11 protein-coding genes and 1 other RNA gene are annotated in these 13,077 nt (G+C 44.3%); all 12 read left to right on the plus strand.

Features of this window, described 5'->3' with window-relative positions; genetic code table 11:
• The 12 genes from smpB to Q0G26_RS09745 all read left to right on the plus strand — a co-directional run bounded on the left by smpB (position 1) and on the right by Q0G26_RS09745 (position 13,041).
• Positions 1 to 468 (plus strand): SsrA-binding protein SmpB, encoded by a 468-nt coding sequence (smpB, locus tag Q0G26_RS09690; RefSeq protein WP_293810152.1) that lies wholly within the window; start codon positions 1 to 3, stop codon positions 466 to 468.
• A gap of 86 nt (positions 469 to 554) precedes the next feature.
• Positions 555 to 4,226, plus strand: coding sequence for an SNF2 helicase associated domain-containing protein (locus Q0G26_RS09695; RefSeq protein ID WP_293830189.1), 3,672 nt, complete (start codon positions 555 to 557; stop codon positions 4,224 to 4,226).
• 103 nt (positions 4,227 to 4,329) lie between these two features.
• Positions 4,330 to 4,679, plus strand: a transfer-messenger RNA (tmRNA) gene (gene ssrA / locus Q0G26_RS09700).
• 164 nt (positions 4,680 to 4,843) lie between these two features.
• The gene (locus tag Q0G26_RS09705) at positions 4,844 to 5,296 is read left to right on the plus strand and encodes a hypothetical protein (RefSeq protein WP_293830191.1); all 453 of its coding nucleotides are present in this window, start codon (positions 4,844 to 4,846) and stop codon (positions 5,294 to 5,296) included.
• A 474-nt stretch (positions 5,297 to 5,770) separates the two neighbouring features.
• A complete protein-coding gene (locus Q0G26_RS09710; RefSeq protein WP_293830192.1) occupies positions 5,771 to 6,592 on the plus strand; it encodes a tetratricopeptide repeat protein in 822 nt (273 codons plus the stop codon).
• Between the two features lie 549 nt (positions 6,593 to 7,141).
• Positions 7,142 to 8,422: a hypothetical protein gene (locus tag Q0G26_RS09715; protein WP_293830194.1), complete on the plus strand. Its 1,281-nt coding sequence runs from the start codon at positions 7,142 to 7,144 to the stop codon at positions 8,420 to 8,422.
• Positions 8,415 to 8,606: a hypothetical protein gene (locus tag Q0G26_RS09720; RefSeq protein WP_293830196.1), complete on the plus strand. Its 192-nt coding sequence runs from the start codon at positions 8,415 to 8,417 to the stop codon at positions 8,604 to 8,606. Before Q0G26_RS09715 ends, Q0G26_RS09720 begins: the two co-directional genes overlap by 8 nt.
• A 174-nt stretch (positions 8,607 to 8,780) precedes the next feature.
• Positions 8,781 to 9,656 (plus strand): hypothetical protein, encoded by an 876-nt coding sequence (locus Q0G26_RS09725; protein ID WP_293830198.1) that lies wholly within the window; start codon positions 8,781 to 8,783, stop codon positions 9,654 to 9,656.
• Between the two features lie 210 nt (positions 9,657 to 9,866).
• The gene (locus tag Q0G26_RS09730) at positions 9,867 to 10,130 is read left to right on the plus strand and encodes a DUF1653 domain-containing protein (RefSeq protein WP_293830199.1); all 264 of its coding nucleotides are present in this window, start codon (positions 9,867 to 9,869) and stop codon (positions 10,128 to 10,130) included.
• 53 nt (positions 10,131 to 10,183) lie between these two features.
• Positions 10,184 to 10,834 carry an MmcQ/YjbR family DNA-binding protein gene (locus Q0G26_RS09735; RefSeq protein WP_293830201.1) on the plus strand — a complete coding sequence of 217 codons (651 nt, stop codon included), beginning with the start codon at positions 10,184 to 10,186 and terminating at the stop codon, positions 10,832 to 10,834.
• A 17-nt stretch (positions 10,835 to 10,851) separates the two neighbouring features.
• Positions 10,852 to 11,685 (plus strand): deoxyribonuclease IV, encoded by an 834-nt coding sequence (locus Q0G26_RS09740; RefSeq protein ID WP_293830203.1) that lies wholly within the window; start codon positions 10,852 to 10,854, stop codon positions 11,683 to 11,685.
• A 36-nt stretch (positions 11,686 to 11,721) separates the two neighbouring features.
• Entirely contained in the window at positions 11,722 to 13,041 is a 1,320-nt protein-coding gene (locus Q0G26_RS09745; protein WP_293830205.1) for a M18 family aminopeptidase, read from the plus strand.
• Positions 13,042 to 13,077: the final 36 nt, after the last annotated feature.

A 13,077-nucleotide genomic window follows, 5' to 3' on the forward strand; every position in this document is an offset into this window, starting at 1 on the left:
ATGGCAGAACAAAAGATTAAAATTATAGCAGAAAATCGTAAGGCACGCCATGACTTTACCATTTACGAAACCTTTGAGGCAGGCATTGCGCTGACCGGTACGGAGGTAAAGTCCCTGCGTGCAGGCAAGGCGAATATGAAGGACAGCTATGCGCAGGTAACGCGTCAGGCGGAGGTTTTTGTGTATAACTTGCACATCAGCCCCTATGACCACGGCAATATCTTTAACCATGACCCGCTGCGCAGCCGCCGCCTTTTGCTGCACCGTGCGGAGATTAACAAGCTCATCGGCAAGGTGAAGGAAAAGGGCTATGCGCTTGTACCGCTCAAGCTGTACTTTAAGCATGGTCTGGTGAAGCTGGAGCTGGCGCTGGCAGTAGGCAAGAAGCTGTATGATAAGCGTCAGGACATGGCCAAGCGCGACGCGAAGCGCGAGATGGAGCGCGCGCTGAAGGACAGGAACAGGTAAAACAGGTAGCTCTCTTGAGTGCGCCGGAAGTGTATTGGTGTGCTTAAGAGAGCTTTTTACATGAAGGGTACGGGAGTGTTGCGATAGTGAAGTGGCAGAATTATTTTCCTTGGAAAATATTACAAAGAGGCAGAGAATATTATCGTGAAGGCAATATAGATGATATTATTATCGATGGCTTGTCCTTGGAGGCTTATGTATTTGGCAGGGATGTATATCATGTTCATGTAAAAATAACTGAAAACCATAAGCTTGCTATGGACTGCTCTTGTCCATATAATGCTACAGGACCATGTAAGCATATAGCTGCTGCCTTATTTTTAGCCGAGCAAGAAGGCTTTTTTGATGATGAGCGCATTAATGAATTTTTGGATAAAAATAATAAGACATTCATTAAGCCGTTTTTTTCTGCCAGTGATTACGATGAATGCATTTTTAATCTGGCAGAAATAACCAGAAAAGTTTGTTGCACTGAAGAAGCTTATGCAAAAGCTAAAAAACTGGTGCAGCAGGATGTTGTTTTGACAGCTTGTGATACAGAAGAAAATGATTTCTATTCGCCTGATTCGAAAAAAATCTTAACAGCCCGTATAGAAGGATATGCCTTCTTTAGCAATGGACGGTACCCGTTAAAGATTGTTTTTTCGGAAGATGATATCTTAGCTATAGAATGCAGCGTGCCGCGAGCACAGTTTAGTTATTTTGCGCATTGGTCACCGGAAGCTAAGAGGTTTAAATTTAATGCCTACCTTATGGCTTTTCTGCTTTTGATTGATGCTTACATTAAAGAACATAATCCTGGCGATTACACCAGCACTGCCGGAAGGGAATTGCTGGAGCTTTATAGCAGCAAGCCGAAATCTTTAATTCCTGTTATGCAAAAGCATAGTAATGCAAACATGGTGCAGCTTGTACCTCGGTTGGAGCTTAGTGAGGATGCGTTAAATCTATCCTTTAAAATTGGCAGGGACAAGCTGTTCGTTGTCAAAAATATCCCTGGATTAGTGAAGGAGTATAGCTTTAGCGCAGAACATGCTTTGGGCAGTAAGGATAGTATTAATTTCAGTATAGAGAAATTTACGGAAGCTGCATATAAGTATTACACCCTGCTTAGGGAGGTTGTGGAAGAAGATAATTTCCGTACTGCTGAAAATATGAAATATCGCAGTTATGGCGTACCGGTTAAAAGCATTGCTTCAGGCAACAGTATTTTGCTGTTCGGCAAGACGTTAGACAGCTTTTATGAGCTGGCGAGCGGTACAAAAATTGAAGCAACGTGTAAGCTTAACGACAGCAGTAAAAAGCTTATCTTAGGCTTCCGCGATAAAAATCTGGATGTAAACCTGATTCTTTCTCCTGATATGAATAAAAAGGGTGTATTTAAAGGAATCAATGTAGAGGGTAATCTGCCTAAGGTGTATCAGGGTTCTAAATTTGCTTACTTTGCTGATGATTATTATTTGAACCGTATGGATATTGCCCTTTTTAATAAATTACAGCCGTTGCTTAAACATAGTGAAAATGGTAAGGTTAGCCTGAAAATAGGTCATAAGGACTTGAACAGGTTTTATTATCAGGTATTGCCGGAGCTGGCAAGCTGTGCACAGATAATTGAACATGATGCGGCTGTCATTGAAAAATATCTGCAGCCGGAGGTAAAATTTTCCTTCTTTTTGGATTATCAGCAAGGAAAAATTTTTTGTGTGGCCAAAGCCTGCTATGGTGAAGAGCAATATAATCTGCTGGATGCCTTAGCCGGTAACATGATTGCTGCCAGCAGAGATGAAGATAAGGAAAAGCAGCTGGTAGAACTGCTTCATTATTATTTTAATGAGGTTGATATGACTGAGCTTGCTTTTGTTATTGATAAAGATGAAGACGTCATGTGGCAGTTCCTGGAAAATGGTGTTGCTCAGCTTATGGAGTTAGGTGATGTGAACAGCACGGATGCTTTTCAGCGGATTAAAATCCACCATAAAGTTAATGTCAGTGTGGGTGTAAGCATTGACAGCGGCTTAATGGATTTGTCACTGACTACCAGTGAAATTTCTCTGGAAGATTTGTTGGCAATCATAGGCAGTTATAAAAACAAGAAAAAATATCATCGTCTGCGTAATGGTGACTTTGTCAATATTACTAATAAGGCTATTGAAGAATTAGCAGATATGTTTACGGCGATGCGGATTGCCCCAAAAGATTTTGTCAAAGGAAAAATGCAGCTGCCTGCTTACAGGGCGTTTTATCTGGATAAAATGCTGGAGCAAAATGCAGATTTATATACAGAGCGTGACAGCAAATTCCGCAGGCTTATTAAGGAATTCAAGGTTATCAATGAATCTGATTTTGAAGTACCGCCCTCTTTAGTTAAGGTAATGCGCAATTATCAGGAATATGGTTATAAATGGCTGCGAACTTTGGCAGCTTATGGTTTTGGCGGTGTTTTGGCAGATGACATGGGCCTTGGCAAAACACTGCAAAGCATAGCTGTTTTAGTAGCTGCTAAAGAAGCAGGTGAAGAGGGAACATCGCTGATAGTTTGTCCTGCTTCGCTTATTTATAATTGGCAGGAGGAATTTACGCGGTTTGCACCAGCTTTAAAGATTATTTTGATTGTTGGTACACAAAAAGAGCGGGAAGAAAAAATTGCTCAGCTTACCGGTTATGATGTAGCTATTACATCTTATGATTTGTTGAAGCGGGATATATCAGCATATGAGGGAAAGACCTTTAATTATGAATTTATCGACGAAGCTCAATTTATAAAGAATCATACTACAGCTGCAGCAAAATCGGTTAAGCTGATTAAAAGTAAGCACCGCTTTGCACTGACGGGTACACCTATCGAGAATCGCTTAAGTGAACTCTGGAGCATTTTTGATTATCTTATGCCAGGTTATTTGTATGAATATAGTTGTTTTAAAAAGGAGCTTGAGCAGCCGATTGTTAAAAGCAATGATGAAACTGCTGGCAAGCGCTTAAAGCAATTAATAGCACCCTTTATTTTGCGACGTTTAAAGAAGGATGTTTTAAACGAACTGCCGGAAAAAATCGAAGAGGTGCGTATCGCGTGCTTTGATGCCAAGCAGCAGGCTCTTTATGATGGGCAGGTTGTGAAAACGCTCAAATTAGTGCAGTCGCAGAGTGAAGAAGAGCTTTCTAAGAGCAAAATACAGATTTTTGCAGAGCTGATGCGTTTGCGTCAGATTTGCTGTGATCCTGGCTTGGCATTCAGTAATTATGAAGGTGCTTCTGCTAAGCGGGAACTGTGCCTGGAGATGGTGCAAAGTGCGATTGCAGGCGAGCATAAGGTACTGATTTTTTCTCAGTTTAAATCTATGCTAGAGCTTTTAGCTGATGATTTGCAGCGAGAAGGCATTAGCTACTATACGATTACCGGTGCAACGCCTAAGGAGAAAAGGCTTGAACTGGTGCGTGCTTTTAATAATGATGCTACACCTGTATTTCTTATTTCGCTCAAGGCTGGTGGTACCGGCTTGAACCTGACAGGAGCAGATGTGGTGATTCATTATGATCCGTGGTGGAACGTTGCAGCACAAAATCAGGCTACAGATAGAGCGCATCGCATTGGACAGGAAAAGGTTGTTTCTGTTTATAAGCTGGTGGCGAAAAACTCTATTGAAGAAAAAATCTTAAAGATGCAGAACGATAAACAGAATTTGGCTGAAAGCATTTTGTCTGTTGATGGACGCAATAGCATCTTTAAGATGTCTAAGGAAGAGCTGCTGAATTTATTGTAAAAGCCGTCACAATTTATTCATAATATGCTATTTGACTTTTTGACTAAAGCATAGTACAATATCATTGTAGCGTATCGGCTCTTTCACCGATATATTCCAATTTGGGGATGTACTGGTTTCGACGGGGGTAGGTGCGGTATGATAAGCGAGCCGTGGTTCCATCTGCACGATAATCGGTGGGCACGTTTAAATATAAACGCTGAACAAGAATACGCTTTAGCAGCTTAATCTGCTAACTGTCTCTGAGCCTCTTCCCGCGGGTGAGGAATGACAGTCAATAGTGGGATACCTTAAGGCTGATTCCTATAGGCTTTAAGGGAAACTCTTTAGGATAGCAATGTGAAGGCCCGTCGTCAGGCAATCGCAGCGCGAAACAAAGTATGACGTCTGCGCTCGGAGAAAGTTGTATGGCAATATTTTCGGACAGGGGTTCGACTCCCCTCATCTCCACCAGAATTAGTCCAATCGTGACAGTTGATTGGTGGAATAAAAAACAGAGGATAGTGTATGACAGCACTATTCTCTGTTTTTATTTGAAAAATGCTTTTATATGCAGGAGTGTCGGGATAGAGTAGATTATTCCTAGCTGAAAGTGGAAAAGGAAAGTGGGTTATAGCGTGGAAAATTTTGGCGAATATCTTTTAGGTGCCTTAGGCTGTATTAACATGATTTTGGCGATGCGTAAGTTTGAAATACAGTGGACGTTTTGTGATTATGTGGCACCTGTGCTGGAGGAGACAGGCGAAACGATGCTAGGAAAACGTGGCTCCTTCTTAGTACTGGTTGCGACCATCTTTATTCTGGGGTTGCCCATCAGACACCAATTATACCGGGGTGATTATGTGCTGCCTTTGTTTATTTTCCTGCATTTTGTTGTTATGCGGGTATTTTGGCTGCAGACACAGAGAATGATTTATCTTGTGTTCGATCAGTATAACGAGGAAATATGTGAAAGCTACGAGAAGCAGGAGGAGGAGCCGGAGTATCCCTGGAAGGAAGCGGAGCTGAGCCTGCTGTCGCTGCCTTGGACCTGGACGGATAGTTATAATCGCTATAATAATTTAGAGTAGGCTGGGGGAGTAGACTAAGCATTATTAATATGGAAAAATTAGCTCTGCTGCGGAGTGTGCAGCAGGGCTACGGAAAATTTTTAAAGCATAAAAAAGCCTATTGGATTACGTGGTCAGTAATTCAGTAGGCTTGATTTTTTTTTAGTATGTCGGTGTTCAACCGCTGAACAAGGTATAGCATATAATAACGAGGTAATCGTGGAAAAAAGGTGCGCGTTGAATTTGTTAGAGAGAGTAACACAGGCTGACGCTTCGCGGTTACGCAAGGCGTCAGCCATTTTTAAAACGATTGATATTGGAAAAAAGCAGCCTTTGTCATATAATATGTATAAATAGGCGAAAATTTCACTGAATGATACTGCTTGATAGTTTTATAAATACTAGAAATTTGGGGTGTATACGATGAGTAGATTTGATTTTTTGAAGAGCAAGGACCAAAAGCTATATAAGCTTTGCACACAGGTAGAAGAGCGCGTGAATGATGATGCTGATGTGTTTATGCTCAAATGCCGCAGAGCTTTGGAATGTGTAGTTACTGTTGCCGGTTGTAATGGTAGAAGCTTATACGAAAAGGTTAATGACATAAAAAATAATTTGCAGATATCCAGAGAGATGCAGCATGAAATTTTTGCATTAAAGGATATGTGCAATGAGAATATCCATTTTGAAGAAAAGAGTAGAAGCGAAGTTGATGTTGCTGGAACACTTGCTAAGCTGGAGCACATTTGTCATTGGCTAGTTGATGCTATTATTGATAAGCAAGTAAAAACGGTTATTTCTGATAACGTAAATGTGCTGAAGGGAAAAACGCGCGAGCTGGAAGAGGCTTTCAAGAAAAATGATTTTGCAGCGGTAGCAAGGTTGAGCGAGGAGATTAAAGCCTTGTCTGATAAGCAGCGTGAGGATATACATGTTATTAAGAGCGGTTCTGAGTTAAATGCAGCTAAATTATATAAACAAGCTAAGCGAAAAAAAGATGAAGAAGATTATGAGGGAGCTTTTAAGCTTTTTATGCTGGCTGCAGAGAAGGGACATGCTGGCGCACAATACATGGTTGGCGAAGCATATTTTTGGGGTGATGGTGTAGAGGAAAATAAAGAAGCAGCGGTTAAGTGGTATAAACTTGCGGCTGAGAAGGGATATGTAGATGCATATTATGATGTTGGATGTGCTTATCATTATGGTGAAGGCGTAAAGGAAAATGAGGAAGAAGCGGTTAGGTGGTATAAACTTGCGGCTGAGAATGGCATTGAGAAGGCAAAGAATATGGTAACTTATTTTAGTAGGCTGATATGAATAAAATAGCTTGTGGTGCTTAGGTTGCAAGGTATTAAGACCACTCCAAAACATAACTTTTTACAGCTACTAGAAAAAATTGAATAACCTCGTACAAAACAATACAGGCTGACGCTTCGCATTTACGCAAAGCGTCAGCCTTTTTTCGTTGGCAGCTGATAATTTGTGCCAAGTGTCCCGAATAATATATAAAATTTAGGACACATGCTGCTCTTGTTGATGCCCCTGCTACTCATTATTCTAAGCAGTGTGATTGACAATTATGATTAGAATGGTTAGAATATGAGCAGAATGATTAGAATATGGTTAGAATATGAGTAGAATAGAACTGAGGAGTGAGCAGAAATCCGCACCTTGCCAATGTCTTTTACCATAATTCATAGCATATAACACAGGCTGACGCTTCGCATTTACGCAAGGCGTCAGCCTTTTTTCGTTGGCAGCTGCTACACTGACTAAAGCTTTTTATATTGAAATTATGTTCGTAAAGTGCTATAATAGCATTACAAAAACACAACGAATGTTCGTTTAGTGCAGGAGGAATTTGTCATGGAAGCCAATAAGCAGAAAACAGAAAAATACTATGCCTGTATAGATTTGAAGAGCTTTTTTGCTTCCGTAGAATGCGTGGAGCGCGGGCTTGATCCCTTCGAGGCGAATCTGGTGGTAGCTGATGCTGCGCGTGGACGCGGCGCAATCTGCCTGGCCATCTCCCCGGCGCTGAAGCAGCTGGGCGTGCGCAACAGGTGCAGGCTGTATGAGATCCCCTCGTGGATTAAGTACACGATAGCCAAGCCACGCATGAAAAAGTATATGGAATATTCCACTGCCATTTACCGCAACTATTTGGACTACCTCAGCCCGGAGGATATTCACGTATATTCCATTGATGAATGCTTTCTTTATCTTTCACCCTATTTGCGGCTCTACAAAAAATCCCCGCGGGAGTTTACGAAGCTGCTGATGGATTCTATATATACTAAATTTGGTATTTGTGCTACCGGCGGCGTGGGCACAAATATGTTTTTGGCGAAAGTGGCGCTGGACGTGCAGGCCAAGCACAAGCCGGATAATATAGCGTATCTTGACGAAGAGCTTTTTAAGCAGACGATGTGGCATCACCAGCCGTTGACTGATATCTGGAACATCGGCAAGGGGATTGCCGGAAGATTGGAGCGTCATGGCATCTGCGACCTTTACGGCATTTGCCAGGCGGACAAAAAATGGCTTTATAAGGAATTCGGCGTGAATGCGGAGTATTTGATAGACCACGCCTGGGGACGGGAACGCTGCACGATGCAGCAGCTTAAGGCATACCGGCCCAAGTCGCACAGTATTTCCAACAGCCAGATTCTTTTTGAGGATTATGCTTATGAGGACGCGCTGATTGTGCTGGTGGAGATGGTGGAGCTTTTGGCGCTGAAGCTGGTGGAAAAGCAGATGCTGTGCAATGTTATAAGCCTGCAGATAGGCTACAGCAAGGATTGCTATGCACCGACCGGCGGCAGCAGGCGTTTGCCGCAGCCAACAGATTCGTTTCAGGTGCTGGAGGATTTTTTTGTTGCGCTGTATAAGGAAAAGACGCTGCCAAATCAACCAATCAGAAAGCTGACGGTTTGCGCGGATAATCTTGCCTGGCTGGGCAGTGCGGAACAGTCGCTGTTTGCTCCTTATGATGTTGATGAGGACAAGGACAGGGACGTCCAGCAGGCGCTGCTGGATATTAAGGGGAAGTATGGCAAGAATGCTATCCTGCGCGGAATCAGCTATCGGGAAAAGGCGACGGGCAAGCTGAGGAATACGTTGATTGGAGGTCATAACGGTGAATGATGATAAGTATTTTCGCAAGGGCGGCAGGCGCCAGGCGGTGCATAATCCGTTTAAGGCTGCAGCCGAGGATAATGCAGATTACAGCGTGCGTGCGAAGCAGTTTGCTGCTTTTGACGCTTTGAAGGGTTTTCGGGAGCTGATAGAGGCAGCGGAAGTGGATGCAAAGGAAGAGTACGACAGGTAGGGGGAAGGGTGCTTTATCGGGAAGTGTTATTATCTCGTTCTTTATTAATACAGAAAAAGGTGCATTAAAATTTTCGTTTCATGGCTTTTTTTATAACAATGACAGTTTCTGTCCATGGTGTCATATATAATTTAGTTATCGGAATGATATTTATGAAAGAGCGGAGTGTGTGCAATGCGTAAATTTGTAAGAGTACAATTTTATAATAGCAGCAAGCTGTATGATTATATGTGCGATATAGATGATATCAAAAAAGGAGATAAGGTTTATGTTACTACGCGTGATGGCAGTAAGGTTGTAACAGTGCGTGGTATTTTTTACAGTGAATTGGCGGATATGCCCTTGCCAGAATATTGTTATAAAAGTGTAGATGCGAAATATTTGCGGCCGAAAGTGCAAAAGAAAGAGCCGGAGGCTATTGGAAAATCTCCTGAGGATGCAGAAGGAAATGCTTTGTCGCCAAAAGTACAAAAGAAGTCTTCTGCTTGCGCTTCGGACACTCCGCAAAATAAAGCTTCTGTTGATGATTCGTATTTTGTGGTTATTGACAGTGACAGAGGAATTCGTCGAGGCAAGAATAACAGAAATTTTTTGCTTTATGATAATCATGCAGATAAAGAAAAGCATAAATTTTTGTTGCTTAGGTATAGGCTTAGAATGCAAATCAGGCGCGATTGGTTTATTACAGATATGTTATGCGTGAAAAAGGGCGATTTCGTTTATGTAAATGAGGACATAAGAAATTGCTATCCAGGATATGGGCGAGTTGAAAAAATATTTGAAGGAACGTATGCTGAGCTGAATTCTTCCCGAACGAGTTTCAGATATGTTGATAGAATAATCAGTGATTCAGAAATCATTAAGGCTAAGAAATCTTTAGGTATATTGATGAAAGAGGATTATTATACGTTGGTTAAGGATTGGGTGATTATTTTATTGATATGTGCATTGATTTACTTTTTGTTCTTTTCGGAAGAATGGCAGCAAGCCCGTCATATTTATAGTGAGCTTGATAGAGAGTTCCCAAGAGGTTTTCCCAGAAGGCCCTAGTATATCAATAAAAATAAGAAGTTTAAGAAAGCGTTCTACCGAAAAAACGGCAGGACGCTTTTTTTAGGTCCTGATAATTATAAGGCAGTGATAAGTGTTTTGCTGATTTTTCATGAGCTGACAGATGATGTGACGTAATAGCTTTTTTACTTTATCATGAAAAAACGTGTTATAATTATATAAGCTGACATACTTCCGGAGGTTAATATTATGACTAGAGAAATGCATATGGGCGACATTGTGCGCCATTTCAAAAGAGAAACTATCGCCAATCCTACGACGGAATACTTGTATAAGATACTGGCCTTTGCCGAGCATACGGAGACCGGCGAAAAGCTGGTGGTGTATCAGGCGCTGTATGCTCCGTTTAAGATTTGCGCCCGTCCTTACGCTATGTTTATGAGCGAGGTGGACCGCGAAAAATATCCTGCGATTAAACAAAAATACCGCTTTGAGGTTGTGCAGGAGTTCTGATTTCAGCTGATTTGCTGGCGGTATTGCTGATTTTATTTGCAGGGGGAAGGGCAATGCTTTATCCTATTTTAGAGCAATATGATGTTGATATAAAAAAGGCGCTGGCCTATGGCTTTGTGCAGGAGGGCGCAGAGCTGACACTGCGCAAGCCGCTGACGCAAACAGAATTTTACGCTGTCGTTACGCTTGCAGGCAAGGCGGTGGCGGTAAATGTTTTGGAGAGCGATACGGACGAAGAGTACCTGCCCTTTAACGTGGCCGATAACATCAGCGGCTACGTGATGAGCGTGCGCGAGAAAGCAGAGGCGCTGCTGGAAGAAATAAAAACGCAGTGCCTGATAAAGAGCAACGTTAAGCTGCAGCTGATGGATTACTGCTCGCAGCGCTTCGGCACTGTTCCCGACGCACCGTGGCCGGAAACGCCGGAGAATTTTACCTTTAAGACGGCACGGAGAAATAAATGGTACGCTTTGTTTATGACGATTCCCTATAAAAGCCTGGGCATAGCGAAGGCGGGGAAGGTTGATGTTTTAAACATTAAGCTGCCGCCGGCAAAGATTGAGCAGCTGGTGGACAGGCAGCATTTTTATCCTGCGTATCATATGAATAAAAAGCATTGGCTGACGGTAATGCTGCAAAAGGATGCAGACATTTCGTTGGTGCAGAAGCTGTTGGCGGAAAGCTATCAGCTGGTGGAAAAATAGCAAAGGAGATTGAAGAAGTGTTACATATAGGTTGTCATTTATCCTCATCGAAGGGCTTTCTGGCGATGGGGAAGACGGCGCTGTCGATTGGTGCCGATACGTTTCAGTTTTTTACGCGCAATCCGCGCGGCGGCAAGGCAAAGGCTGTGAAGCCGGAAGACGCGGCGGCGCTGAATGCGTTGATGCAGGAGTACAATTTTGCGCAGATTCTGGCACACGCACCGTATACGATGAACCCCTGCGCGGCAGATGCTAAGCTGCTGGAGTTTGCGCAGATGGTGCTGGAGGGCGATTTGGCGATGCTGGAATATGTGCCGGGGAATATGTATAATTTTCACCCCGGCAGCCATGTGAAGCAGGGCGCTGAGGTTGGCATTGAAAAAATAGCGGCGCTGCTCAACAGTGTGCTGCATAAGGATTTGCATACCACGGTTCTGCTGGAAACGATGGCAGGCAAGGGTACGGAGGTGGGCCGCAGCTTTGAGGAGCTGGCGGCGATTTTGAGCAGGGTGCAGCTTAACGAAAAGATGGGCGTCTGCCTGGATACCTGCCATATTTTTGACGGCGGTTATGATATCGTCGGCGACCTGGACGGCGTACTGGCGCAGTTCGATAAAATTATCGGCCTGGAGCGCTTGAAGGCAGTGCATTTGAACGACAGCCTGAACATTTGCGGCAGCCATAAGGACCGTCATGCGTGCATCGGTGCAGGCAACATCGGTCTGGAGGCGCTGACGGCGGTGATTAACCACCCGGCGCTGCGCGCCTTGCCGTTTTACTTGGAAACGCCGAACGAGCTGCCGGGTTACGCTACAGAAATCAAGCTGCTGCGAGAGCGCTTTGTGGAGTAATATACCAAGAAATTTTTACAGAGGTGAGCGATAGAAATGGAAAAGGCTTATACGGAGCTGAATGCGAAGCTGTGTGCTTTTTTGGATAGAACGCCAAACAGCTTTTTCGCGGTGAAAAATATTAAGGAGGAGATGGCGGCGGCTGGCTTTAGCGAGCTGCAGGAAAGCAGCAGGTGGCAGCTGCAGGCTGGTGGCAAATATTACGTGAGCCGTAACGGTTCAGCGCTGCTGGCCTTTGTTATTCCCAAACAGGATTATTTGGGCTTTCAGGTTTACGCCTGCCACTGCGATTCGCCGGCGTTCAAGCTGAAGAATAATGCTGAAATCGTAGTAGACGAAAGGTATGTGAAGCTGAATGTGGAAATGTATGGCGGCATGCTGCTGAACACCTGGCTGGACAGGCCGCTTTCCGTTGCCGGACGCGTGCTGTGCAATGTTGACGGCCGTTTGGAAGCGCGCCTGGTTAATATTGAGCAGGATTTGCTGCTGATTCCCAATCTGGCAATCCACATGAACAGGGAAGCCAACGATGGCGTTAAGCTGAACGCGCAGACAGATATGCTGCCGCTTGTTGGCAGTGCTGCGACCAAGGGCGGCCTGCAGAAGCTGCTGGCGCAGGCCTGCGGCGTTACTGCGGAGCAGATTGTAGATACGGAGCTTTTCCTGTACAACCGTATGCCGGCGACTACAGTGGGCCTGGCGCAGGAATACGTGGCCAGCGGCAGGCTGGATGATTTGCAGTGCGTGTTTGCCGGATTGCAGGGCTTTTTGGCGGCAGAGGCAGGCGCAAGTGTGCCGGTGTTCTGCATGTTGGATAACGAAGAGGTTGGCAGCGGGACGAAGCAGGGAGCGGCAGCGACCTTGCTGAAGGATACGCTGCAGCGCATCAACAAGGCAATGGGCAGAGACGAGGAGGATTATCTGGTAGCTTTGGCCAATAGCCTGATGCTTTCGGCGGACAATGCGCATGCTGTGCACCCCAATCATACGGATAAAAACGACCTGACGAACAAGACCTATCCCAACGAGGGCGTGGTTGTGAAATACAGTGCCAACCAAAAATATACTACGGATGCGGTATCCGGCGCGCTGGTGCAGCTGCTGGCTAAAAAGGCAAATGTGCCGCTGCAGCTTTTCTATAACCGTTCGGATATGGCAGGCGGTTCCACCTTGGGTAATATCTCTACCAGCCAGGTAGCGATTAAGTCGGTGGATATTGGCCTGGCGCAGCTGGCGATGCATTCTGCCTACGAAATGGCAGGCGTTAAGGATACGGCGTATCTGGCAAAGCTGGCGCAGGCATTTTTTGCTGCCGGTGTGGCGGAGGCTGGCGACGGAACGTACTGCCTGAAGTAACAATTTAATATGTATATATAAGGGCATAGCAGATGC

This window comes from uncultured Phascolarctobacterium sp. (assembly GCF_934190775.1).
Lineage (GTDB): Bacteria > Bacillota > Negativicutes > Acidaminococcales > Acidaminococcaceae > Phascolarctobacterium_A.